General features: G+C 60.0%; 23 protein-coding genes. All 23 read right to left on the bottom strand.

The window, feature by feature from the left end:
* Window positions 1–471: 471 nt before the first annotated feature.
* Window positions 472–867: a DUF2802 domain-containing protein gene (locus ACRER8_RS26005; RefSeq protein WP_431749031.1), complete on the bottom strand. Its 396-nt coding sequence runs from the start codon at window positions 865–867 to the stop codon at window positions 472–474.
* On the bottom strand, window positions 868–1347 hold the full coding sequence (locus tag ACRER8_RS26000) for a chemotaxis protein CheW (RefSeq protein ID WP_062385949.1): 480 nt from the start codon (window positions 1345–1347) through the stop codon (window positions 868–870).
* A gap of 71 nt (window positions 1348–1418) precedes the next feature.
* Window positions 1419–2351: a chemotaxis protein CheW gene (locus ACRER8_RS25995; protein ID WP_431749030.1), complete on the bottom strand. Its 933-nt coding sequence runs from the start codon at window positions 2349–2351 to the stop codon at window positions 1419–1421.
* 114 nt (window positions 2352–2465) lie between these two features.
* A complete protein-coding gene (locus ACRER8_RS25990; RefSeq protein ID WP_431749029.1) occupies window positions 2466–3254 on the bottom strand; it encodes a ParA family protein in 789 nt (262 codons plus the stop codon).
* Window positions 3255–3300: 46 nt separating this feature from the next.
* Entirely contained in the window at window positions 3301–4182 is an 882-nt protein-coding gene (gene motD / locus ACRER8_RS25985) for a flagellar motor protein MotD (RefSeq protein ID WP_431749028.1), read from the bottom strand.
* Between the two features lie 7 nt (window positions 4183–4189).
* The gene (locus ACRER8_RS25980) at window positions 4190–4930 is read right to left on the bottom strand and encodes a flagellar motor protein (RefSeq protein ID WP_431749027.1); all 741 of its coding nucleotides are present in this window, start codon (window positions 4928–4930) and stop codon (window positions 4190–4192) included.
* Entirely contained in the window at window positions 4930–6075 is a 1146-nt protein-coding gene (locus tag ACRER8_RS25975; protein WP_431749026.1) for a protein-glutamate methylesterase/protein-glutamine glutaminase, read from the bottom strand. The genes ACRER8_RS25980 and ACRER8_RS25975 overlap by 1 nt, the downstream gene beginning before the upstream one ends.
* A gap of 210 nt (window positions 6076–6285) precedes the next feature.
* Window positions 6286–8595: a chemotaxis protein CheA gene (locus ACRER8_RS25970; protein ID WP_431749025.1), complete on the bottom strand. Its 2310-nt coding sequence runs from the start codon at window positions 8593–8595 to the stop codon at window positions 6286–6288.
* Between the two features lie 136 nt (window positions 8596–8731).
* On the bottom strand, window positions 8732–9520 hold the full coding sequence (locus ACRER8_RS25965; protein WP_431749024.1) for a protein phosphatase CheZ: 789 nt from the start codon (window positions 9518–9520) through the stop codon (window positions 8732–8734).
* Window positions 9521–9539: 19 nt separating this feature from the next.
* Entirely contained in the window at window positions 9540–9914 is a 375-nt protein-coding gene (locus ACRER8_RS25960) for a chemotaxis response regulator CheY (RefSeq protein WP_175500148.1), read from the bottom strand.
* 271 nt (window positions 9915–10185) lie between these two features.
* Entirely contained in the window at window positions 10186–10926 is a 741-nt protein-coding gene (gene fliA, locus ACRER8_RS25955) for an RNA polymerase sigma factor FliA (RefSeq protein ID WP_431749023.1), read from the bottom strand.
* The gene (gene fleN, locus ACRER8_RS25950) at window positions 10923–11756 is read right to left on the bottom strand and encodes a flagellar synthesis regulator FleN (RefSeq protein ID WP_274132391.1); all 834 of its coding nucleotides are present in this window, start codon (window positions 11754–11756) and stop codon (window positions 10923–10925) included. The genes fliA and fleN overlap by 4 nt, the downstream gene beginning before the upstream one ends.
* Before the next feature lie 118 nt (window positions 11757–11874).
* A complete protein-coding gene (gene flhF, locus ACRER8_RS25945) occupies window positions 11875–13233 on the bottom strand; it encodes a flagellar biosynthesis protein FlhF (RefSeq protein WP_431749022.1) in 1359 nt (452 codons plus the stop codon).
* A gap of 11 nt (window positions 13234–13244) precedes the next feature.
* Window positions 13245–15374: a flagellar biosynthesis protein FlhA gene (gene flhA, locus ACRER8_RS25940; RefSeq protein ID WP_431749021.1), complete on the bottom strand. Its 2130-nt coding sequence runs from the start codon at window positions 15372–15374 to the stop codon at window positions 13245–13247.
* 1085 nt (window positions 15375–16459) lie between these two features.
* Window positions 16460–17599, bottom strand: coding sequence for a flagellar biosynthesis protein FlhB (gene flhB, locus ACRER8_RS25935; RefSeq protein ID WP_431749020.1), 1140 nt, complete (start codon window positions 17597–17599; stop codon window positions 16460–16462).
* A 1-nt stretch (window position 17600) separates the two neighbouring features.
* The gene (gene fliR / locus ACRER8_RS25930; protein WP_431749019.1) at window positions 17601–18386 is read right to left on the bottom strand and encodes a flagellar biosynthetic protein FliR; all 786 of its coding nucleotides are present in this window, start codon (window positions 18384–18386) and stop codon (window positions 17601–17603) included.
* Window positions 18387–18393: 7 nt separating this feature from the next.
* Complete coding sequence (fliQ, locus tag ACRER8_RS25925; RefSeq protein ID WP_404618611.1) at window positions 18394–18663, bottom strand: flagellar biosynthesis protein FliQ; 270 nt, start codon at window positions 18661–18663, stop codon at window positions 18394–18396.
* A 25-nt stretch (window positions 18664–18688) separates the two neighbouring features.
* Window positions 18689–19432, bottom strand: coding sequence for a flagellar type III secretion system pore protein FliP (gene fliP, locus ACRER8_RS25920; protein WP_431749018.1), 744 nt, complete (start codon window positions 19430–19432; stop codon window positions 18689–18691).
* On the bottom strand, window positions 19432–19971 hold the full coding sequence (fliO, locus tag ACRER8_RS25915) for a flagellar biosynthetic protein FliO (protein WP_431749017.1): 540 nt from the start codon (window positions 19969–19971) through the stop codon (window positions 19432–19434). Before fliO ends, fliP begins: the two co-directional genes overlap by 1 nt.
* Window positions 19972–20433 (bottom strand): flagellar motor switch protein FliN, encoded by a 462-nt coding sequence (gene fliN / locus ACRER8_RS25910; RefSeq protein WP_431749016.1) that lies wholly within the window; start codon window positions 20431–20433, stop codon window positions 19972–19974. It lies immediately after the preceding gene.
* Window positions 20434–20493: 60 nt separating this feature from the next.
* The gene (gene fliM / locus ACRER8_RS25905; protein WP_431749015.1) at window positions 20494–21462 is read right to left on the bottom strand and encodes a flagellar motor switch protein FliM; all 969 of its coding nucleotides are present in this window, start codon (window positions 21460–21462) and stop codon (window positions 20494–20496) included.
* A gap of 9 nt (window positions 21463–21471) precedes the next feature.
* Window positions 21472–21975, bottom strand: coding sequence for a flagellar basal body-associated protein FliL (gene fliL, locus ACRER8_RS25900; RefSeq protein WP_431749014.1), 504 nt, complete (start codon window positions 21973–21975; stop codon window positions 21472–21474).
* A 238-nt stretch (window positions 21976–22213) separates the two neighbouring features.
* A complete protein-coding gene (locus ACRER8_RS25895) occupies window positions 22214–23620 on the bottom strand; it encodes a flagellar hook-length control protein FliK (protein WP_431749013.1) in 1407 nt (468 codons plus the stop codon).
* Window positions 23621–23729 lie beyond the last annotated feature (109 nt).

The following is a 23729-nucleotide window of genomic DNA, read 5'->3' as shown; positions in this document are numbered from 1 at the left end:
GGACAGTACAGCCGGCGCATCTTTATCGTCTGCAAAACCTTTCGCGAATGAATTCGCTCCCACAGGAGAGTGGGTTTGCTGCAAAGACTGCGTTCGCCATCAAGGCGCAAAAGTGGATTCTGCTTTTGATCTGCGTACGAGATAGTTCAGACGCATTGCGGCGCATGGGGGGGCAATGAGTAATCCAGACACTCCACTGTGGGAGCGAATTCATTCGCGAGGGGCCGTACAGCCGGCGCAGCTTTATCGTCTGCAAAACCTTTCGCGAATGAATTCGCTCCCACAGGAGAATGGGTTTGTTGCAAAGACTGCGCTCGCCATCGAAGCGCAAAAATGGGCTCTGAGCTTGATCGGCGTGCGAGTAGTTCAGACGTCCCGCGGCGTATGGGGGGCAATGGGTAATCCAGACACTCGGATCATCTGAAGCAACCCGCCCGCCCCTGACAACCACACCAATCCCGGCAACCGCGATCAATGATTCCCATGCAATTTGCTCATCAACAGCGCTTCAGCCTGGGTCAAACCACACGACTGAGTCAGCTCATCGACACTGGCCCCCATGCTGACCAGCCGCGCCGCCTGAGCGAACGACAACGTCGAAGGATCGCGCTGCTCCAGCGCCGTAATCTTGTCCGGCAGCGGCGCGACGATGGCGCGCAACTCGTGCAGGTCTTCGCCCATCTTCACCGTGCCGCCCTGGTAGTTTTCCAGGCACCGGGCCAGTTCGCGAATGCGCTGATCACGCAGCGAGTCGGCTTCGACCTGCCGCATGGCCAGTGAGCGTTGGCGTTTGGTGTGGGCCATGAACATCGCGATGGTCGCGACCCATAATACCGCCAGAAAAATGACCGCAACCTCAAGAATCAATCAGATGTTCTCCAGCTCGGACCACTCTTCCTCGGACATCATCTTGTCCAGCTCCACGAGGATCAGCAGCTCGCCGTTCTTGTTGCATACGCCCTGGATGAACTTGGCGGATTCATCGTTACCCACGTTCGGCGCGGTTTCGACTTCCGACTGACGCAGATAGACCACTTCGGCCACGCTATCGACCAGGATCCCGACCACTTGCTTGTCGGCCTCGATGATCACGATACGCGTGTTGTCGCTGACTTCAACCGGAGGCAGACCAAAGCGCTGGCGGGTGTCGATCACAGTAACGACGTTACCGCGCAAGTTGATGATGCCCAGCACATAGCTCGGCGCACCCGGCACTGGCGCAATCTCGGTGTAGCGCAGCACTTCCTGAACCTGCATCACGTTGATGCCATACGTCTCGTTGTCCAGGCGGAAGGTGACCCATTGCAGGATCGGATCTTCGGAACCCTGTGCTGACGACTTCTTCATACCCCTAACCCCTTGCGTGTTGTGCTCTGCAGACGACGCACTCGCGCCGTCCTGTGTTTATTTGATGATATTTATTTGAGTGCTTGCATCTGCTTGACCGCGCCGCTGGCAATGAGCTCGGCCAGTGCGGAAACGTCCAGCAGCGCACACATGTGCTCGATCACCGTCCCGGCCAGCCACGGACGTTGACCGCGATGAGCGCGCCATTTGATTTCATCGGGCGAAAGGCGCAGCGAACGGCTGACCTGATGCACCGCCAACCCCCATTCATAACCCTGTACCGAAATCACGTATTGCAAACCCTGACGAAAATCATCGCGATAGCGATCAGGCATGATCCAGCGTGCCGTATCCAGCACCTTCAGGTTGCCGGCCTGGCTGGGCAGGATCCCAAGGAACCAGTCCGGCTGACCGAACAATGGCGTCAGGTCATGGCCGGCCAGGGGATAGATCGAACCCAGGCACACCAACGGTACCGCCAGGGTCAGACCGGCCACATCGAACAGCAGGCATTCGAACGGCTCCGCAGCCCAGGCCGGGCGCTCATCCGCAGTCGGTGGCGGCGTTGGCGTGCGTTGCGCGGGCAAATGCACTTCGGCAACCGGCTCGACCAACGCCACGCCAGGCTCTAGCACTGCCGGCGCGACCGCAGGCGCAATGACCGGCGGCAGAACGACCGGCTTTTCCAGCACCCTGAGCGCGGGTTCGACAGCCTCGGCAACCGGGCGTGGCGCAGGCTTAACCTCACGCACAGGCACCGACGAGCCCTGCGGCTCGAACGCCAGCGAAACCGGCGCAGGTCGAGCAGGCACTGCCGCTGCTACCGCTTCAGCTACCGCCGAGCGCATGCGTGCGTCATGGGCCTGCTCTTCGAGCACCGCTGCTTGAAACTCATCGACGCTGTCGAGGACTTCCAGCTCTTCGGTGGCGTCCTGAAGCAACGCATCGAGATAGTTCTGCAGCGCCAGTTGTGGTCGTGTTGCGATGTCCAGAGGGCGGTTCATACGGGAGCCCGAAAATAAGTGATGCGATTACCGCCTGTCTCCTTTATCGGCTGCACCGCAGGCCGACTTGAGCGCGCGGGCGCAAGGCGTGTGAATAAACGATCAGCGGACACTTCAGGCCACCTGCCCTACGAGCTGCTCGGTGAGCATATGCTTGAGCAGCGTGCGGTACGCCAGCACGCCACGGCTCTTGTTGTCGAACTGTGACGGCGTCAGTCCTGCCCGGCTGGCGTCACGCAGGCGCGTATCGACCGGAATGTAAGCCTTCCACACGTGCTCCGGATAACTGTCACGCAACAACTTGAGTGTGCCCATCGACGCCTGGGTACGGCGGTCGAACAGCGTCGGCACGATGGTGTATGGCAGCGGCACCTTGCGCGAGCGGTTGATCATCGCCAGCGTGTTGACCATGCGCTCCAGGCCCTTGACCGCGAGGAACTCGGTCTGCACCGGAATCGCCAGCTGCTGACTCGCCGCCAATGCGTTCACCATCAACACCCCCAGCAACGGCGGGCTGTCGATGATCGCGTAGTCGAAATCCTGCCACAGCTGCGCAAGGCTCTTGGCGATCACCAGCCCCAGGCCACTCTGGCCGGGTGACTGACGTTCGAGCGTGGCCAACGCGGTGCTAGACGGCAGCAGAGAGATGCGTTTGTCGCTGGTCGGCAACAGCAACTGACCGGGCAGGCCATCAGGCACGAACCCCTTGTTCAGAAACAGGTCGAAACAGCTGTGCTCCAGCATGTCAGGATCATGGCCGAAATAACTGGTCATCGAGCCATGGGGGTCCAGGTCGACCACGACCACGCGCTTGCCCGCCTCGGCCAGCAAACCGGCTAAAGCGATTGAGGTGGTGGTCTTGCCGACCCCGCCTTTCTGATTGGCTACTGCCCAGACTCTCATGTGTTCGCGTTCCCCCCAGCCATCACAACCATGACCGAGACCGATTTTAAGGGGCAGATGACGAAGATTTGACGCCCTGCGGCGGTTTGGCTGGGACAGGTGCAGTTTGTGTGCCAGCACGACGCAGCGCCGCATCGGGTTTTGCATTGGCGGTGGTGCCAGAACCGGTAAGGCTGCGGCGCACGTCCAGATTGCGCGAGATCACCAGCACCACCCGGCGATTGCGCGCGCGGCCGTCGGCGGTGGCGTTGGAGGTCAGCGGCTGGAATTCGCCGTAACCGACCGAGGCCAGGCGCGCCGGGTTGATCCCGTCCATGGCCAACATGCGCACGATGCTCGAAGAGCGTGCCGATGATAGCTCCCAATTGCTTGGAAACTGCCCTGTGCTGATCGGCTGGTTATCGGTAAACCCCTCGACGTGAACCGGGTTGTCGAACGGCTTGATGATTTTCGCCACCTTGTCGATCAGGTCGAACGCCAGGTTGCTGGGCATCGCGTCGCCGCTGCCGAACAGCAGGCTGGAATTGAGTTCGATCTCGATCCAAAGCTCGTTGCCGCGCACGGTCATCTGTTTCGAGGCGATCAGGTCGCCAAACGCGGCATTGACGTCATCAGCGATCGACTTCAGCGGATCCTGCGCGCCCTGCCCCAGCGCCGCGTCGGTCTGCTCACTGTCTTGCACCAGCGGGTCGGCGGGCCGTACGGTTTGAGGCTTCTGCTCGCCAATCGGGATCGGCTTGACGCTGCGTTCGGCTTCGTTGAACACGCCGACCAACGCCTCGGAGAGCACTTTGTATTTGCCTTCGTTGAGTGACGAAATCGAATACATGACCACGAAAAACGCGAACAGCAAGGTGATGAAGTCCGCGTAGGACACCAGCCAGCGTTCGTGATTTTCGTGCTCCTCAATGCGACGTCGACGGGCCATCAGCGCATCACTCCATGAAGCCTTGCAACTTCAGTTCGATCGAGCGCGGATTCTCGCCCTCGGCAATCGACAGCAGGCCTTCGAGCAACATTTCTCGGTAGCGCGACTGACGAATGACAACCGCCTTGAGCTTGTTGGCGACCGGCAGCAGGATCAGGTTGGCCGAGGCGACGCCGTAGATGGTCGCCACGAACGCCACGGCAATGCCGCTGCCCAGCTGATTGGGGTCGGCCAGATTGCCCATCACGTGAATCAGGCCCATGACCGCACCGATGATGCCCACGGTCGGTGCGTAACCGCCCATGCTTTCGAAGACCTTGGCAGCCTGGATATCGCGGCTTTCCTGGGTCAAGAAATCGACTTCCAGAATCCCGCGGATGGCTTCGGGCTCGGCACCGTCGACCAGCAGCTGCAGGCCTTTGCGCGAGTAGGCGTCAGGCTCGGCATCGGCGACGGTTTCCAGGCCCAGCAGACCTTCCTTGCGCGCGGTCAGGCTCCACGTCACCACACGATCGATGCCCCCCGCCAGATCGATGCGCGGCGGAAACAGAATCCAGATGAAGATCTGAATCGCGCGCTTGAAGGCACTCATTGGCGTCTGCAACAGGCAGGCCGCCAGAGTGCCGCCGAGCACGATCAGCGCAGCCGGCCCGTTGAGCAAAGCGCCCAGGTGGCCGCCTTCGAGAAAGTTGCCGCCGATGATGGCGACGAACGCGAGAATGATCCCTATAAGTGTCAAGACATCCATCACAGACAAGCCTCGACCAAGTGACGCCCGATATCGTCCAGGCTGTACACCGCATCGGCCAGATCCGCTTTGACGATGGCCATCGGCATGCCGTAAATCACGCAGCTGGCTTCGTCCTGCGCCCAGATATGGCTGCCGCTCTGCTTGAGCAGGCGCGCGCCTTCACGGCCGTCCGCGCCCATGCCGGTTAGAACCACGGCCAATACCTTGTCGCCGTAGGATTTGGCGGCGGAACCGAAGGTGATGTCGACGCACGGCTTGTAGTTCAGACGCTCATCGCCGGGCAGGATTTTCACCGCGCCGCGACCGTCGACCATCATCTGCTTGCCGCCGGGGGCCAAGAGGGCAAGGCCCGGACGCAGGATGTCGCCGTCCTCGGCTTCCTTGACGCTGATGCGGCACAGCTTGTCCAGACGCTCGGCGAACGCCTTGGTAAACGCCGCGGGCATGTGCTGAATCAGCACGATGGGGGCCGGGAAGTTGGCGGGCAATTGAGTCAACACGCGTTGCAGCGCTACGGGACCACCGGTGGAGGTGCCGATGGCAACCAGCTTGTAGGCCTTGCGCTTGGGGGCCGGCGACGTTGGCGCATGCGAGGCGCTTGAACGTGCAGATGCAGGTGCCGGCGCGGCAGCAGGTCGCGCAGTGCTCGACGCAGGGCTGCGCAGCGAAGCGGTTGCAGGCGCGGCAGATGCGGGGGCTGGCGCCGGCGTCGCCGGAGCACTGGCGTAACCGCTGAAACGACGGCTGCTGCGAGAGATGGTATGCACCTTCTCGCATAGCATCTGTTTGACTTTGTCGGGATTGCGCGAGATGTCTTCGAAATTTTTCGGCAGGTAATCCACCGCGCCGGCATCCAGCGCATCCAGGGTCACCCGGGCGCCTTCATGGGTCAGCGAGGAAAACATCAGGACCGGGGTCGGACAGCGCTGCATGATGTGCCGGACCGCGGTAATGCCATCCATCATCGGCATTTCGTAATCCATGGTGATCACGTCAGGCTTGAGGGCCAGCGCCTGTTCGATCGCTTCCTTGCCGTTGGTGGCGGTGCCGACCACTTGAATAGTTGTGTCAGAGGAAAGAATTTCCGAGACGCGCCGGCGGAAAAAACCGGAATCGTCTACCACCAGAACCTTGACTGCCATAAACACTCCGTAGGGTCTGCCCAATCAATGGTGCAGCCCGTTTCATCAACCTCTGATCCACCAGGGTTACAAAGGCGGACAAGGAACCTGTGGAAGCGAATTCATTCTGGGCGTCATTCGCGAAAAATGTTCCAGACGACATTGCTGTATCAATCGTACTGGCCAATCGCGAATGAATTCGCTTCCACTAAGTTCACTGCTTAGTCGACGTTAGATACGCCGCGCGGCGTACCGCTTGAGCATGCTCGGTACATCAAGGATCAGCGCGATACGGCCGTCACCGGTGATGGTGGCGCCGGACATGCCTGGCGTACCTTGCAACATCTTGCCCAGCGGTTTGATGACCACTTCTTCCTGACCCACCAATTGATCGACGACGAAGCCGATGCGTTGGGTACCGACCGACAGGATCACCACATGGCCTTCGCGTTGTTCTTCGTGGGCGGCCGAGCTGACCAACCAGCGCTTGAGGTAGAACAGCGGCAGCGCCTTGTCGCGCACGATGACCACTTCCTGACCATCGACGACGTTGGTGGTCGACAGGTCCAGGTGGAAGATCTCGTTGACGTTGACCAGCGGGAAGGCAAACGCCTGGTTGCCCAGCATCACCATAAGGGTCGGCATGATCGCCAGGGTCAACGGCACCTTGATGACGATCTTCGAGCCCTGGCCCTTGGTGGAGTAGATGTTGATCGAGCCGTTGAGCTGGGCGATCTTGGTTTTCACCACGTCCATGCCTACACCGCGACCGGATACGTCGGAGATCTCGGTCTTGGTCGAGAAGCCCGGCGCGAAGATCAGGTTGTAGCAATCGGTGTCGCTCAGACGATCGGCCGCATCCTTGTCCATGACCCCGCGCTTGACCGCGATTGCGCGCAGTACCGCCGGGTCCATGCCTTTGCCGTCGTCGGAAATCGACAGCAGGATGTGATCGCCTTCCTGTTCCGCCGAGAGCACCACGCGACCGCCACGGGGCTTGCCCGATGCCTCGCGCTCTTCCGGCGATTCGATACCATGGTCCACCGCATTGCGCACCAAGTGCACCAACGGATCGGCCAGCGCCTCGACCAGGTTCTTGTCCAGGTCGGTTTCTTCACCCACCAGTTCAAGGTTGATTTCTTTCTTCAACTGACGCGCCAGATCGCGAACCAGTCGCGGGAAACGACCGAATACTTTCTTGATCGGCTGCATGCGGGTTTTCATCACCGCGGTCTGCAGGTCGGCGGTGACCACGTCCAGGTTGGACACGGCCTTGGACATGGCTTCGTCAGCGCTGTTGGCCCCCAGGCGCACCAGACGGTTACGCACCAGCACCAACTCACCGACCATGTTCATGATTTCGTCCAGCCGAGCGGTGTCGACGCGCACGGTGGTTTCCGCTTCGGTCGGGGCCTTGTCGCCCGCCGCCGGCGCTGCTCTTGCAGGTGCTGGCGCAGCCACCGGGGCCGCTGCAGCAGGTGCCGCTTTTGCAGTTGCAGGCGCAGGTGCAGCGGCAGCCGGTTTGGCAGGTTCGGCTTTTACAGGTTCGACCTTGGCAGGCTCCGCTTTTTTGACAGCCGCCGGGGTCGTCGCAGCCGTAGCAGTGGCCGCAATGGCTGGCTCGAACTTGCCCTTGCCATGCAGTTGATCGAGCAGTGCTTCGAATTCGTTATCGGTGATTTCATCCGACGCCGGTGCTTTCGATTCGACACCGGCGGGCGTTGCCGGAGGTGCAGCAGCTGGCGCTATGGCGGCATCAGGCGAGAACGAGCCTTTGCCGTGCAACTGATCGAGCAGCGCTTCGAATTCGTCATCGGTGATTTCGTCGCTGGCAGGCGCGGAAGTCGCGGCGTCCGGTGCGGCTGGCGGCGCGACGGCATCGACCGCGAACTGGCCCTTGCCATGCAACTGATCGAGCAAGGACTCAAATTCCGCGTCAGTGATTTCGTCGCTGACAGGATCGGCGGCTGGCGTGGCTGGAGTCGAAACAGGTGCCGCTGGCTTAGAGGTGGCAATTCCCGCCGCTTCGGCTTTGACCGCATTGAGCGAGTCCAGCAGTTGTTCGAACTCCTGATCGGTAATGTCGTCGCTCGCACTCTCGGCGACTTCTTCCACCACAGGGGCAGGGGCGGCCGCCACCTCATCAGGGGACGCAGGTTCCGCAAGACGCGACAAGGCCGCGAGCAATTCAGGGGTGGCGGGAGTGACATCCGAACGCTCACGAACCTGACCGAACATGCTGTTGACGGTGTCCAGGGCTTCGAGCACGACATCCATGAGTTCCGCGTCGACCCGGCGCTCACCTTTGCGCAGGATGTCGAACACGTTTTCGGCGATGTGGCAGCATTCGACCAGTTCGTTGAGCTGGAGGAAGCCGGCGCCCCCTTTTACAGTGTGAAAACCGCGAAAAATTGCATTGAGCAGATCCGCATCATCCGGTCGGCTTTCCAGCTCGACCAACTGCTCGGACAACTGCTCCAGAATCTCGCCGGCCTCTACCAGAAAATCCTGAAGGATTTCTTCATCGGCGCCGAAGCTCATTGGGGGTGCTCCTAAAATTAACCGTCAAACCGATCCAGGGCCTGCATCGTCGGCTGCGCGCATTGCCTTCGTCGAAGCATTGGCGCGCAAGCCTGCAGCCACTTTCACATAGAACCCGGGGGCTGAAATATGGAAATCAGAACCCGAGGCTGGATAGCAGATCGTCAACATCATCCTGACCGGATACGACGTCTTCACGTTTATCGGCATGAATCTGCGGACCTTCACCCTTGGAATGAAGTTTTTCCTGTTCTTTTTGCTGACGGAACAGTTCCTGATCGTGTTCGATGCCGGCAAAACGATCTACCTGGCTAGCCATCAGCACCAGCTTGAGCAGGTTGCTCTCGACTTCGGTCACCAGCGTAGTCACACGCTTGATCACCTGACCGGTCAGGTCCTGATAGTCCTGAGCCAGCAGAATGTCGTTCAGATGGCTGGCGACCTCGTGGGTCTCCTTCTCGCTGCGCGTCAGAAAACCATCGACGCGGCGGGCCAGATCACGAAACTCCTCGGCACCGATCTCGCGACGCATGAAGCGTCCCCAGTCGGCGCTCAGCGCCTTGGCATCTGCGCTCAGGCCATTCATCAACGGCGTGCTCTGCTCCACCAGGTCCATCGTGCGGTTGGCCGCGCCTTCCGTGAGCCTGACAACATACGACAGGCGCTCGGTGGCATCAGTGATCTGGGACACTTCCTCGGCTTGCGGCATGTGCGGGTCAATCTGGAAATTGACGATTGCACTGTGCAGCTCGCGCGTCAGCTTGCCGACTTCCTGATACAGGCCGCGATCCCGGGTCTGATTAAGCTCATGGATAAGTTGCACGGCGTCGCTGAACTTGCCTTTTTCAAGGCTGGCAACCAGCTCATGTGCGTGTTTCTTCAGGGTCGACTCGAAGTCACCCATTGTCGAATCTTTAGGATCCATAGCGCCCTCGCAGCGGACATCAGCTATTGACGCGCTCGAATATCTTTTCGATTTTTTCTTTGAGCACCTGGGCAGTGAACGGCTTGACCACATAGCCGTTCACACCGGCCTGGGCGGCCTCGATGATCTGCTCGCGCTTGGCTTCGGCAGTCACCATCAATACCGGCAGGTGACGCAGACGTTCGTCGGCACGCACCTGACGCAACAGGTCGATGCCGGACATGCCAGGCATGTTCCAGTCGGTCACCAGGAAGTCAAAAGCGCCGCTCTGCAGCATCGGCAATGCGGTGGTACCGTCATCTGCTTCGGCCGTGTTGGTGAACCCAAGGTCACGCAACAGGTTTTTTATGATCCGCCGCATCGTTGAAAAGTCATCAACGATGAGGATTTTCATGTTCTTGTCCAATTCGACCTCCAAGCAGTCTTTAACGCGTCCAGCTCCTGGACGCGCGTTCAATCAATCCCGGCATACCAAACCACCGGTTACACGAAAACGAGGGGGTCTTTCGAAGAAACATGTAATGAGCGCAGCCGAAAAGAGTCCCGAAGTCCTGATCCGACCAGCTCCTGCCTTGTCTCTTTTGCGTCCCACACAACGCCTTGCACAGCCAGTCTTACATTCAAGCCGCAGGCATTCTCCGCAAACAACGACCTGCGTCAATGAGTCAACGCGCGCGCCATTCTCCCAACCGTCCCCGCAGACGTGCGGCGCACTGGCTATGCAGCTGGCTGACCCGGGATTCGCTGACACCCAGGACCTCCCCGATCTCCTTGAGGTTCAGCTCTTCGTCGTAGTACAGCGCCAGCACCAGGCGTTCGCGCTCGGGCAGGTTGGCGATGGCGTCCGCCAATGCGCTCTGGAAGCGTTCGTCTTCCAGATCCCGTGACGGTTCAAGCGACTGACTCGCGCCGTCCTCGTGCAGCCCCTCATGCTCGCCGTCCTGCAACAGGTCGTCGAAGCTGAACAGCCGACTGCCCAGGGTATCGTTCAAAATCCCGTAATAATCGTCGAGACTCAATTGAAGTTCGGCAGCAACCTCGTGATCTTTAGCGTCACGGCCGGTTTTTGCTTCGATCGCACGAATCGCGTCGCTCACCATGCGCGTGTTGCGGTGGACCGAGCGTGGTGCCCAGTCGCCCTTGCGCACTTCGTCGAGCATCGCACCACGGATACGAATACCCGCGTATGTCTCGAAGCTCGCACCCTTGGTTGAGTCGTATTTGGTCGACACCTCAAGCAGCCCGATCATGCCAGCCTGGATCAGATCCTCGACCTGCACGCTGGCTGGCAGTCGCGCCAGCAGGTGGTAGGCGATGCGCTTGACCAGAGGGGCATAGCGTTCAATCAGCTCATATTGAGAATCTTTGGACGCTTTGCTGTACATGCGATAGCCGCTTGCTGTCATGACACTGGCCCTGCGCTGGTCTGATGAACCAAGCGTTCAACGAAAAATTCAAGGTGACCACGCGGGTTCGCCGGCAGTGGCCAGGTATCGACTTTCTGCGCAATGGCCTTGAACGCCAAGGCGCACTTGGAGCGAGGGAACGCTTCGTACACCGCACGCTGTTTCTGCACGGCCTTGCGTACGCATTCGTCATACGGCACGGCGCCGACATACTGCAGGGCAACGTCCAGGAAGCGGTCGGTGACCTTGGTCAGCTTGGCGAACAGATTGCGCCCTTCCTGCGGGCTCTGAGCCATGTTGGCCAGCACGCGGAAGCGGTTCATGCCGTAATCGCGGTTCAACAGCTTGATCAACGCGTAAGCGTCGGTGATCGAAGTCGGCTCGTCACAGACCACCAGCAGCACTTCCTGCGCCGCCCGAACGAAGCTGACCACCGACTCGCCGATACCGGCGGCGGTGTCGATCACCAGCACATCCAGGTTGTCGCCGATGTCACTGAATGCCTGTATCAGACCGGCGTGCTGAGCCGGGGTCAGCTGGACCATGCTCTGCGTGCCGGACGCCGCCGGCACGATGCGCACGCCGCCCGGCCCCTGCAACAGGACATCGCGCAGCTCGCAGCGCCCTTCAATGACGTCCGCCAGGGTGCGCTTTGGAGTCAATCCCAACAATACGTCGACATTGGCCAGACCCAGATCGGCGTCCAGCAACATGACGCGACGTCCCAACTCGGCCAGGGCCAGCGAGAGGTTCACTGACACGTTGGTCTTGCCTACGCCACCTTTGCCACCGGTCACCGCGATGACCTGAACGGGATGCATGCTGCCCATGTTAATTTTTTACCTTGTCTTGCTTAGACCAAAGCCACATTTCGGGCTGCACGTTCACTGTGTGAACAATGCCTGGCAGACCATCGATGCAGGTATATTCCAGTGTCATTTTCCCTACCTAGCCCACGCGTTTGCCGGGGCTGTGATAAAGATCCGCAAACATATCCGCCATCGCTTCCTCGCTAGGCTCCTCCTGCATCTGCACGCTGACAGCCCTGCTGACCAGTTGGTGCCGACGTGGCAGATGCAGATCATCCGGTATCCGTGGGCCATCCGTCAGATAGGCCACAGGCAGTTCGTGTGTCACCGCCAGGCTCAGCACTTCGCCAAGGCTTGCGGTTTCGTCGAGTTTGGTCAGGATGCACCCGGCCAGACCGCAACGTTTGTAACTGTGATAAGCCGCTGTCAGCACCTGCTTCTGGCTGGTAGTGGCCAGGACTAGGTAGTTGCGCGCCTTGATTCCGCGGCCTGCCAGGCTTTCCAGCTGCAGACGAAGTGCCGGATCGCTGGCCTGCAGGCCGGCGGTATCGATCAGCACCACGCGCTTGCGCAGCAAAGGCTCCAGCGCCTGGCCCAGGGATTGCCCCGGATCGAGGTGAGTCACCGGCACATTGAGAATACGTCCCAGCGTCTTGAGCTGTTCCTGAGCACCGATACGGAAGCTGTCCATGCTCACCAGCGCGATATTTTGCGCGCCATATTTCAATACATAACGGGCCGCCAGTTTCGCAAGCGTGGTGGTCTTGCCCATACCGGCGGGACCGACCATGGCGATCACACCGCCCTCTTCCAGCGGCTCGATGTCCGGGGTGACGATCATGCGTGCCAGATGTGCCAGCAACATGCGCCAGGCGTGCGGCTGATCATCGGTGTCCGGGACCATTGCCAGCAGGTCGCGTGACAACGGGCCGGACAGACCGACGCGTTGCAGGCGGCGCCACAGATTGGCCTGCTGCGGACGGCTGCCTTGCAGTTGATTCCAGGCCAGCGAGCCCAGCTGGACTTCCAGCAGTTCGCGCAGGCCATTCAATTCCGAGCGCATCGATTCGTAGGCGCGCTGGCTGACCTCAGGTTCGGCAGCCGATTGACGCTCGGCGCGCTCTGCACGATCAGCAGCGATGGCCGCGTGAATCGACGGGCGAAACGGTTCATCCAGCGTCGGCTCGATCTGCTTGCTGTCGTCCATCGCAACGCCGGTGAACAGCTGACGGTTGGCGACAGCGTCCAGCTCGCTGCGGTGGGTCAGCTCGGCTTGCGCGGTGACGATGCGCGACTGGGTCTTGCGCAACTCGTCTTCGAGTTCAATGTTCGGCACACGCGGCGCCAGCGCAGACAGTTTGTAGTCCAACGCGGCAGTCAGCTCCACGCCACCGGCGATCCGCCGGTTACCGATGATGGCGGCTTCGGCACCCAGCTCATCACGAACCAGCTTCATGGCTTGTCGCATATCGGCGGCGAAAAAACGCTTAACTTGCATGACTCACTACCTCAGCCATTAGGCCCGACAGTCGCTACGATGGTGACTTGCTTATTGTCAGGAATTTCCTGGTAAGCCAAAACATGCATATTCGGTACTGCCAGGCGTCCGAAGCGGGACAACATGGCGCGGACCGGACCCGCGACCAGCAAAATAACCGGCTGACCCTGCATCTCCTGACGCTGCGCCGCTTCGATCAACGAGCGCTGAAGTTTCTCAGCCATGCTCGGCTCCAGCAGAACGCCTTCTTCCTGACCCTGACCCGCCTTCTGCAGACTATTGAGCAATATCTGTTCCAACCTGGGCTCGAGCGTGATAACAGGCAGCTCCGGCTCAATGCCGACAATGCTTTGCACGATTGCACGGGACAATCCGACCCGTACGGCGGCCACCAATGCGGCGGTATCTTGACTCCGCATGGCGTTGTTGGCGATGGCTTCGGCAATGCTGCGGATGTCGCGTACCGGGACCTGCTCGGCCAGCAGCGCCTGCAACACCTTGAGCAACGCCGAGAGCGACAACACCCCTGGCACCAACTCTTCGGCAAGCTTTGGCGAGCTTTTGGCCAGCAGCGTCATCAGTTGCTGGACCTCCTCATGCCCGATCAACTCATGAGAGTGCTTGTAGAGGATCTGGTTCAAGTGGGTTGCCACTACCGTGCTGGCATCTACAACGGTATAGCCCAGAGACTGCGCCTGAGCGCGCTGACTGATTTCAATCCACACCGCTTCGAGGCCGAACGCCGGGTCTTTGGCAGTAATGCCGTTGAGGCTGCCAAATACCTGACCGGGGTTGATCGCCAGTTCACGGTCCGGGTAGATCTCGGCTTCGGCCAGGGTCACGCCCATCAGCGTCAGACGATAGGCGCTCGGCGCAAGGTCGAGGTTGTCGCGGATGTGCACGGTCGGCATCAGAAAGCCCAACTCTTGTGAAAGCTTCTTGCGCACGCCCTTGATCCGCGCCAGCAGTTGACCACCCTGGTTGCGGTCCACCAGGGGAATCAGGCGATAGCCCACTTCCAGGCCGATCATGTCGATCGGGGTCACGTCGTCCCAGCCCAGCTCCTTCGATTCCTGCGCGCGGGTCGGTGAAGGCAGCAGCTCCTGTTGGCGCTTGACCTCCTGAATCGCCGCCAGCTTGACCTGATTCTGCTTCTTCCACAGCAGGTAAGCGCCACCCGCCGCCACCAGCCCCAGACTGATGAAGGAAAAGTGCGGCATGCCCGGCACCAGCCCCATGACGATCATGATGCCCGCCGAGACAGCCAGCGCCTTGTGCGAGGTGAACATCTGGCGACCGACCAGCTTGCCCATTTCTTCCGAACCGGACGCGCGGGTCACCATGATGGCTGCCGCAGTAGACAGCAGCAGCGACGGCAATTGCGCCACCAAACCGTCACCGATGGTCAACAGTGCGTAGACCTTGCCCGCGTCGCCGAAGCTCATGTTGTGTTGAATGATCCCCACCAGCATGCCGCCGATGAGGTTGATGAACAGAATCAGCAGACCCGCGATGGCGTCACCGCGCACGAATTTGCTGGCACCGTCCATGGAGCCATAGAACTCGGCTTCCTGGGCGACTTCCAGACGACGGCGCTTGGCTTCGGGTTGGTCGATCAGGCCCGCGTTGAGGTCGGCATCGATCGCCATCTGTTTGCCGGGCATGGCATCGAGGGTGAAGCGTGCGCTCACTTCGGAGATACGACCGGCACCTTTGGTCACGACCACGAAGTTGATGATCATGAGGATCGCGAACACCACGATACCGACCACGTAGTTACCGCCGATCACCACTTCACCGAAGGCCTGAATCACCTTACCGGCAGCGGCGTGACCGTCCTGACCGTGGAGCATGACCACGCGGGTGGACGCGACGTTGAGCGCCAGCCGGAGCAAGGTGGCGATCAGCAGGATGGTCGGGAAGACCGAGAAATCCAGCGGCCGCAGGGCGTAGACGCAAACCAGCAGGACCACGATCGACAACGCGATGTTGAACGTGAAAAACACGTCCAGCAGGAACGGCGGCATCGGCAACATCATCATTGCCAGCATGACCAGCAACAGCAACGGCACGCCCAACTGACCACGGCCCAGGCCGACCAGTCCAATGCGAGCGTTAGAGATTAACTGTGAGCGATCCACCGATTCTGTACCTGCGCGTTAAATCAAACTTTTGACGCCAGAGGCGCTGTAACGCAGGTATTGCAAAAACCTGTCCAACTCTTGGAATGAGTTAAAAATATCAGAGTGCCATCATCTGAAATGTGGGTGCTCAAGGTTTTTTAGTCTGCCTGGTGGCAGGCGCGAGTGGCTTCGACGGGGCGTGGATATCTGTTAGTGGTAGGCGCTGATCGCGGTTCCGCTCTTACAGCGGGTCACTTCTGTAAAAGCGATAGAAGTGGCTAAAAACGCTTTGCTCCTGGTTTGGCCCGATTGCGTTCGGCCCGCACGCCAGTCGCGATTTGTGTCGTCTGACTATCGAGTAAGAAAAGCAAGAGCCTGACGGGTTGGCGCTAACACACTTCGCAGTTTTAACGGCGAATACAGTCTCTGCAGCAAACGCACACCGCCTGTGGGAGCGAATTCATTCGCGACAGATTTTCCAGGCTATGGAACTGGGTCGGCTGTACTGTCCCCTCGCGAATGAATTCGCTCCCACAGGAGATGTACTGATTGCCCATTTTCGATATTCCGCTGGACCTGTAGCAGCATGGCTTGCTTGCCGGCGGTGGCGCCCGCAGGATCGCTACCGCGGGCTAGCCGGCCTGCTACAGGGGTGTGAGCTGCGATCGCAGAACCCCGGTATGTCGCAGGACCTGTAGGAGCCGGCTTGCTGGCGAATGTGGTGGTCAGTTGCAGATGCGTTGACTGACACACCGGGTTCGACAGCAAGCCAACCCTTACAGTAGATCGGGGGGTGTGGCGAAGAGTTGTGCTCGACATCAGAACGCGAAGAGCGCTAGCTCCAGCCCGAATCGCCCTTCATATGCGATTGCTCAGACGACACAAATCGCGACTTGGGTGCAGGCCGAACGCAAGCGGCGCGGGCCCACGGAGCGTCGCCGGAGTAAGGGAACCCGAGGAACGAGAGCCAAACCAGGAGCAGGGCCTTTTTGGTTACTTTTTTGGCTCTTGAAAAAAGTGACCCGCTGTAAGAGCGGAATCTTAATCCGCAACACCGCCGATAACGGATATACCCCAAACCCACGCCGTTACCCAAAAAGCCGCTAAGAATCCCGCCTCAAATCCGGTGGAATCGGCAGATTCTCATTCAATGGATCAGGCCGTTTCCCACGTCCAGCGCGGTACTGACGGATCTGATAGACATACGCCAGCACCTGCGCCACCGCCAAATACAACCCCGCTGGAATCTCCTGCTCCAGCTCAGTGCTGTAATAAATCGACCGCGCCAGCGCCGGAGATTCGAGCAACAGAATCTCATGCTGCGCAGCGATCTCGCGAATCTTCAACGCCATGAAATCGCTACCCTTGGCCAGCAGCATCGGCGCCCCACCCTTGTCCGGGTCGTATTTCAACGAAACGGCGTAGTGAGTCGGGTTGGTGATGACCACATCGGCATCCGGAATCGCCGCCATCATCCGCCGCTGCGACATCTCGCGCTGCAGCTGACGAATCCGCTGCTTGACCTCCGGCCGTCCTTCACTGTCCTTGTGCTCGTCGCGCACTTCCTGCTTCGTCATCAGGAGCTTCTTGTGCGCTTCCCATAGCTGAATCGGCGCGTCCACCGCTGCAATGATCACCAGACCGAAGGCCATCCATAACGTGCTCCAGCCCACCAGCTGGAGGCTATGCACGACCGCCAATTCCATCGGCTCGTGAGCGATCGCCAGCAGATCGTTCTTATCCTTTGCCAGCACTACCACCGCCACCAGCAGCACCACGAAAAATTTCGCCAGGGCCTTGAGCAACTCCATCAGCGATTTGGCGGAAAACATACGCTTGATGCCAGCGGCTGGATTCATCCGGCTGAACTTCGGCGCCAGGGAGCCGGCAGCGAACAGCCAGCCACCCAAGGATATCGGGCCGATCAGCGCCGCCAGGGTCAGGGCGATCAGCAGCGGCTGCAACGACAGCAACGCCGCTTTACCCGAGGCCATCAACATCAGCCCCATGGAGCGGTCATCCATGAGTGCATCGCGAGAAATGACGAAGTTGTCGCGCATCAGCTGCATCATCATTTCCGCCATGGAGCCGCCAAACGCCAGGAGGCCGGCAGCTCCGACGATCATCACGAAAACTGTGTTCAGCTCTTTGGAGCGGGCAATCTCGCCCTTCTCCCGAGCCTCACGTTTGCGTTTGTCCGTGGGGTCTTCTGTCTTGTCCTGACCGCTCTCGCTTTCAGCCATGTCAGCGCGCCTTGACCATGTCCTTGAGCAACTGCAAGGCGTCGACCGCCAGCGGTTGGTATTGATTGAGAATGTCGCCGAGGGAGATCCACAGAATCCCCATGCCCAGCACCAGCGTCAACGGAAAACCGATGGAGAAGATGTTCAGCTGCGGCGCGGCGCGGGTCATCACGCCCATGGCGATGTTGACCACCAGCAGCGCCGTGATCGCCGGGAGTACCAGGATCAGCGCGGCGCCGAGCACCCAGCCCAGGCGCAGCACCAGATCCCAGAAGTTGGCCATGGCCAGTCCGTCGCCCACCGGCAACGTGGTGAAGCTTTCGATCAGCACCTCGAACACCACCAGGTGACCGTTCATGGCCAGAAACAACAGAGTCACCAGCATGGTGAAGAACTGCCCGATCACGGCGGTCGAGACCCCGTTGACCGGATCGACCATGGACGCGAAGCCCATGCCCATCTGAATCGCGACGATTTGCCCGGCGATCACGAACGCCTGAAAGAACAATTGCAGCGACAGCCCGAGGGCAGCGCCGATGATGATTTGTTCGGCAATCAACAGCAGCGCGCTGAGGTCCAGCGCATGGACCTGCGGCATCGGCGGCAGGCTCGGGGCAACGACGACGGTGATGGCCAGGGCCAGATAAAGGCGCACGCGGTTAGGTACCAGCGTGGTGCCGATGATCGGCATTGTCATCAGCACCGCCGCGATGCGGAACAACGGCAGCATGAACGCGGCGACCCACGTGCTGATCTGCGTATCGGTCAGCGCCAGCACGGGTTCCATTCGTGGCTCAGCCGATCACTTGAGGGATGCTGGTGTACAGGTTGGTGATGTACTCCATGAACGTACGGACCAGCCACGGACCGACGACGATCAAGGTAACCAGCATGACCAGCAGGCGTGGCAGAAAGCTCAGGGTCTGTTCGTTGATTTGCGTCGCGGCCTGGAACATCGACACCAGCAGGCCGACGATCAGGCTCGGCACCACGAGAATCGCCACCATGGTGGTGGTCAGCCACAACGCTTCGCGAAACAAATCTACAGCGACTTCCGGGGTCATGCCGGGCACTCCTCGCCAAACGGGTTCATACGCCGCCGAAACTGCCGGCCAGCGTGCCGATGATCAACGCCCAGCCGTCTACGAGGACGAACAGCATGATCTTGAACGGCAGGGAAATGATCAGAGGTGAAAGCATCATCATGCCCATGGCCATCAACACGCTGGCGACGACCAGGTCGATGATCAGGAACGGGATGAAAATCATGAAGCCGATCTGAAACGCGGTTTTCAGCTCCGAGGTCACGAACGCCGGAACGATGATGGTCAGCGGCGCGGCGTCGGGGGTCGCGATGTCGGTGCGCTTGGACAGGCGCATGAACAGGTCCAGATCGCTGGATCGGGTCTGCGCCAGCATGAAGTCCTTGATCGGCACTTCGGCCTTGGCCACGGCGTCCTGAGCGGTCATTTTTTCGGCGAGGTACGGCTGCAAGGCGTCGTTGTTCACCCGGTCGAATACCGGGGCCATGATGAACATGGTCAGGAACAGCGCCATGCCGGTGAGGATCTGGTTCGAAGGTGTCTGCTGTAGACCCAACGCCTGGCGCAGAATCGAGAACACGATGATGATCCGCGTAAAACTGGTCATCAGCATGACGAACGCCGGAATGAAGCTCAGCGCGGTCATGATCAGCAGTATCTGCAGGCTGACCGAATACTCCTGCTGCCCGTTGGCACCGGTGCCCAGGGTGATCGCCGGAATCGATAACGGGTCGGCGGCGAACGCCAGTGGCGCTGCCAGCAGCAACAGCAGCGTCAAAACAATACGCATCAGTTCTTATCCTTCTGACCCGGCTCGCCCAGTCCGTTTTTGCCAGGACGCGGTGCGGTGATGCCCTTGTTGCCCAGCACGTCCATCAGACGCCTGGCGAATTCCGGCGTTGTGTTCTGGGTTTCAGGCACCTGGACCGGTTCATTCATCACGTGAAGCGCGGTGATGCTGCCAGGCGAAACCCCCAACAGCACCTGCTCGTTGCCCACCTGAACCAGCACCAGTCGATCACGCGGCCCGAGAGCGCGAGAACCGACCAGCTCAATGACCTGATTTCCCGCAGGGCCTGCACGCTGGACTCGACGCATCAGCCAGGCCAGCACGAAAATCAGACCGACCACCAGCAACAGGCCCAGCACCAGTTGTAATAGTTGACCGCCGATGCCGCTGCTCAATGCGCTGGACACCGCAGGTGCAGTGGCTGGCGCTGCTGCCGTGGTAGTTGCGTTGGCGGCGGGCGCCGCCGGATCGGCCGCCATGACAGCCCACGACATCGTCAGCAACGCCAACGCCGCCAGGCCTTTCGCAAAACGGCCCATTTAGCGCAGCTTCTTGATGCGTTCACTCGGGCTGATCACGTCGGTGAGGCGAATGCCGAACTTCTCGTTCACCACCACCACTTCACCGTGGGCGATCAGCGTCCCGTTGACCAGCACGTCCAGCGGCTCGCCTGCAAGACGATCCAGCTCGATCACCGAACCCTGATTGAGTTGCAGCAGGTTGCGGATATTGATGTCGGTGCTGCCCACTTCCATGGAGATCGATACCGGGATGTCGAGGATCACGTCCAGGTTCGGGCCGTCCAGCGACACCGGACCATTGTTTTTCGGCACGCTGCCGAACTCTTCCATTGCAAGGCGATTGCTCGCAGAGCTCCCGGCATCGGCAGCCAGCAGCGCGTCGATGTCCGCCTGTCCGTCGCCCGCTTCACTCAGGGCCGCGGCCCACTCGTCGGCCAGTGCCTGGTCGTCTGTGGAGTTCATATCGTTTTCATCAGCCATGGTGACCTCGGCAAGCATTGATTCGTTTACACATTACATTCTGAAGCTGACGACAAAACGTCAGCGGCGTTCGACCGGTTCGATCACTTGCAGGGCCAGATTGCCCTTGTGCGAACCCAGCTTGACCTTGAATGACGGCACGCCATTGGCGCGCATGACCAGATGATCGTTCAGTTCCACCGGAATCACGTCGCCCGGCTGCATGTGCAGGATGTCCCGCAACTTCAGCTGACGACGAGCGACTGTGGCGCTCAGCGGCACCGACACATCCAGGACGTCTTGCTTGAGGGCATTGACCCAGCGCTCATCCTGATCATCCACATCCGACTGAAAACCGGCATCGAGCATTTCGCGTACCGGCTCGATCATCGAATACGGCATGGTCACGTGCAGGTCGCCGCCACCGCCATCGAGTTCGATGTGAAAGGTCGAGACCACAATCGCTTCGCTCGGGCCGACGATGTTGGCCATGGCCGGATTCACTTCCGAGTTGATGTACTCGAAGTTGACTTCCATGATCGCCTGCCAGGCTTCCTTCATGTCGATGAAGGCCTGATCCAGCACCATGCGCACCACGCGCAATTCGGTCGGCGTGAATTCACGGCCTTCGATCTTTGCGTGACGGCCATCGCCGCCAAAGAAATTGTCTACCAGCTTGAACACCAGCTTTGCGTCGAGAATGAACAACGCGGTGCCGCGCAACGGCTTGATCTTGACCAGGTTCAGACTGGTAGGCACGTACAGCGAATGCACGTACTCGCCGAACTTCATCACCTGCACGCCACCTACCGCCACGTCCGCCGAGCGGCGCAACAGGTTGAACATGCTGATGCGGGTGTAACGGGCGAAACGCTCGTTGATCATCTCCAGGGTCGGCATGCGTCCGCGCACGATCCGGTCCTGGCTGGTCAGGTCATAACTTCTGACGCTGCCCGGTTCGATAACGCTTTCGGTCTGCACCAGACCATCGTCCACGCCATGCAACAGCGCGTCGATTTCATCCTGGGACAGCAGGTCTTGCACGGCCATGTCGTGGTCCTACTGCAGTACGTAGTTAGTGAAAAGCAGCTGTTCGATGACGCTTTTGCCAAGCTCTTTCTGCCCGACTTCCTGAACCACCGCAGCGGCTTTCTGGCGCAGCATTTCCATACCCACCGGCGTCGCGATAGTGTCGAACGGCTGCCCGGAGAACATCATCACCAGGTTATTGCGAATGACCGGCATGTGTACTTTCAATGCTTCCAGATCGGCGTGATCACGGCCCAGCAAGGTAATGCTGACCTGCATGTAGCGCTGGCGCCCGTTAACGTTGTAATTAACGACGAACGGCGGCGTAAGCGGTTCGAAGATCGCCTCCTTCTTGACGTTCGCATTCTCGGCGGCGAGCGCAGGATCAGACGTGCTCTCGGCCTTGTGCATGATGAACCAGGTCGCGCCGACCGACAGACCGACGGCCAGCAACAGGCCCACCACCAGAAGAATGATGACCTTCAGCTTGCCTTTTTTTGCCGGGTCTTTAACCGCGTCGTCGCTCTTCGCCATGCCAATAATCCGTCACTATCCAAGGGGTTCGGTGTTGCGTGACAGAGCAAGAGCAAGGGTTGTGCCAGAACCGCAGCTGCGAGTTGTGAGCTTCGAGCGGCAAGTAAAGCAAAAGCGGCGAGTGCCCGGGATGTCTACCCCTGCCGCTCACCGCTTTTCGTTCCAGGCTTATGGATTCACGTCTGCCCCTGTAGCAGTCCGGCTTGCCGTTGCTACAGGGACTTTCGACGGCTTTCAATCAGGCGTAATAATCGACCGCGCTTGAGCCAATGACGGTCAACGGCGCGCTGGCCACTGCAGACGCTGCATCGATGGGTGCGCCATCGGCGATCAGTTCGCTGCCGCTGGAGCTGCCGGAGCCGTTGGTGCCGTTACCACGTCCATCGCCACCCGACTGCTGCTGAGCCTGTTGCTGCCAGCCGCGGGATTGATCCGAAACGTTGACGTCGACCTGGCCCATGCCCTGCTGGACAAAGGAATCACGCAGACGCGACATCTGACTTTCCAGCGCTTCACGCACGCCAACGTGGGCGCTCATGAAGGTCACCTGGGTCTGTTGATCTGCCGCCATGTTGACGCGAATGTCCAGACGACCGAGCTCGGCTGGCTGCAGTTGGATGTCCGCCTGTTTGAGATTCTGGCTCGACAGATACATGACGCGGTTCACCACGTCCTCGGTCCAGCCACTCTGGTTCATGGCCAGCGGCTGATTGAGGGGGGTAGCTGACGCAGGGGCGTGGTTCTTCACCTGTGCCGCCTGGGACAACGCCGCCAGACGCTCGGCGAAGTTATCCACTCGGGTGTCGCTGGAAGCGTTCTTGACGTCCTTCAGACCGTCGTCGAGCAGACCGCCGAAGGCCTTGTCGCCGCCCCCTTCCGTTGTGCTTTCGTCCACAGGTTGATCGCCCAGCGCCGCCAGATTACCCGCCAGCAACTGCGCCGGATCGGCATTGGGATCCTGCTTGCCGGAGGTCTTGCTCGCGTCGTTAGCGTTGCCGGTGGCCCCTGTCTGTCCAGTCTTGTTTTCCAGCGCGATCTGCACGGCGGTCAGCCCTTCGAGTGGGTCGGCCGAAGGATCGAATTTTTCATCGGTGGCGTCGGTCGGCGCCTGGACAACTGGCGGCGCAATGACCGGCACGGCAGCGGCCAGCAAGGCTGGATCGAGCACAGGCTGAGTGTCGGCCGGCACCTGTTCCTGGGGCGCTGTGGCGACCTGCGTCGGGTCGAGGGCGGGATCGGTCGCCGGCGTACCGGCCACGGTGGAACTGTCGGATGCCTGGGTGCTATCGGAGGCGTCGTCATCGCTCTTACCGCTATTGTTGTGGCTGCCATTACTATCCGGCTTACCGTGGACCGCCTTGGCAGGCAAACCGTTGCCGTGATCGGCAACCGTCTTGTCGGAAGCGGCAGACGAATGACTGGCGCTTGCCTTGCCGTCAGCTGCCGGACTCTTGGCGCTGGAGAGCTTGGCAAGGCTCTCATTGACACTGTTCGGCTTGGGCGTGGCCTGTTTGGCGAACACGCTGGAAAAGCTGGAAGTGTGGTCCTTGATGGGTTCCGGGGCCTTTGCCGAGGTGGCGGCGCCGGCTTTCTGGGCTTTGGCAGCCGTCAGAGCCGTCAGTAATGGATTGTTGGCAAGGGCCATGTTGATCTCCGCAAGAGCACGATTGCATAGAGTTCTAGCAAATGGCGGGCCAACGTTGGTCGTTCCTCTGTCGCAGTTCCGGCTTGCCGACGGCGGCGTCCTTGAAATC

It is taken from the genome of Pseudomonas sp., assembly GCF_050739935.1.
Taxonomy (GTDB): domain Bacteria; phylum Pseudomonadota; class Gammaproteobacteria; order Pseudomonadales; family Pseudomonadaceae; genus Aquipseudomonas.
This window is presented reverse-complemented; position numbering and strand designations above follow the sequence as displayed.

Coding starts and splice junctions, on each gene's coding strand:
- ACRER8_RS25990 (WP_431749029.1), bottom strand. CDS start 3,254: ATGAGAGTCTGGGCAGTAGCCAATCAGAAAGGCGGGGTCGGCAAGACC.
- fliN (WP_431749016.1), bottom strand. CDS start 20,433: ATGGCTGATGAAAACGATATGAACTCCACAGACGACCAGGCACTGGCC.
- flhF (WP_431749022.1), bottom strand. CDS start 13,233: ATGCAAGTTAAGCGTTTTTTCGCCGCCGATATGCGACAAGCCATGAAG.
- motD (WP_431749028.1), bottom strand. CDS start 4,182: ATGGCCCGTCGACGTCGCATTGAGGAGCACGAAAATCACGAACGCTGG.
- fliA (WP_431749023.1), bottom strand. CDS start 10,926: ATGACAGCAAGCGGCTATCGCATGTACAGCAAAGCGTCCAAAGATTCT.
- fleN (WP_274132391.1), bottom strand. CDS start 11,756: ATGGGCAGCATGCATCCCGTTCAGGTCATCGCGGTGACCGGTGGCAAA.
- ACRER8_RS25970 (WP_431749025.1), bottom strand. CDS start 8,595: ATGAGCTTCGGCGCCGATGAAGAAATCCTTCAGGATTTTCTGGTAGAG.
- ACRER8_RS25960 (WP_175500148.1), bottom strand. CDS start 9,914: ATGAAAATCCTCATCGTTGATGACTTTTCAACGATGCGGCGGATCATA.
- ACRER8_RS25965 (WP_431749024.1), bottom strand. CDS start 9,520: ATGGATCCTAAAGATTCGACAATGGGTGACTTCGAGTCGACCCTGAAG.
- fliL (WP_431749014.1), bottom strand. CDS start 21,975: ATGGCGAAGAGCGACGACGCGGTTAAAGACCCGGCAAAAAAAGGCAAG.
- flhB (WP_431749020.1), bottom strand. CDS start 17,599: ATGGCTGAAAGCGAGAGCGGTCAGGACAAGACAGAAGACCCCACGGAC.
- ACRER8_RS25995 (WP_431749030.1), bottom strand. CDS start 2,351: ATGAACCGCCCTCTGGACATCGCAACACGACCACAACTGGCGCTGCAG.
- ACRER8_RS26000 (WP_062385949.1), bottom strand. CDS start 1,347: ATGAAGAAGTCGTCAGCACAGGGTTCCGAAGATCCGATCCTGCAATGG.
- fliQ (WP_404618611.1), bottom strand. CDS start 18,663: ATGACCCCGGAAGTCGCTGTAGATTTGTTTCGCGAAGCGTTGTGGCTG.
- fliP (WP_431749018.1), bottom strand. CDS start 19,432: ATGCGTATTGTTTTGACGCTGCTGTTGCTGCTGGCAGCGCCACTGGCG.
- fliO (WP_431749017.1), bottom strand. CDS start 19,971: ATGGGCCGTTTTGCGAAAGGCCTGGCGGCGTTGGCGTTGCTGACGATG.
- ACRER8_RS25975 (WP_431749026.1), bottom strand. CDS start 6,075: ATGGCAGTCAAGGTTCTGGTGGTAGACGATTCCGGTTTTTTCCGCCGG.
- fliR (WP_431749019.1), bottom strand. CDS start 18,386: ATGGAACCCGTGCTGGCGCTGACCGATACGCAGATCAGCACGTGGGTC.
- ACRER8_RS25980 (WP_431749027.1), bottom strand. CDS start 4,930: ATGGATGTCTTGACACTTATAGGGATCATTCTCGCGTTCGTCGCCATC.
- ACRER8_RS25895 (WP_431749013.1), bottom strand. CDS start 23,620: ATGGCCCTTGCCAACAATCCATTACTGACGGCTCTGACGGCTGCCAAA.
- fliM (WP_431749015.1), bottom strand. CDS start 21,462: ATGGCCGTGCAAGACCTGCTGTCCCAGGATGAAATCGACGCGCTGTTG.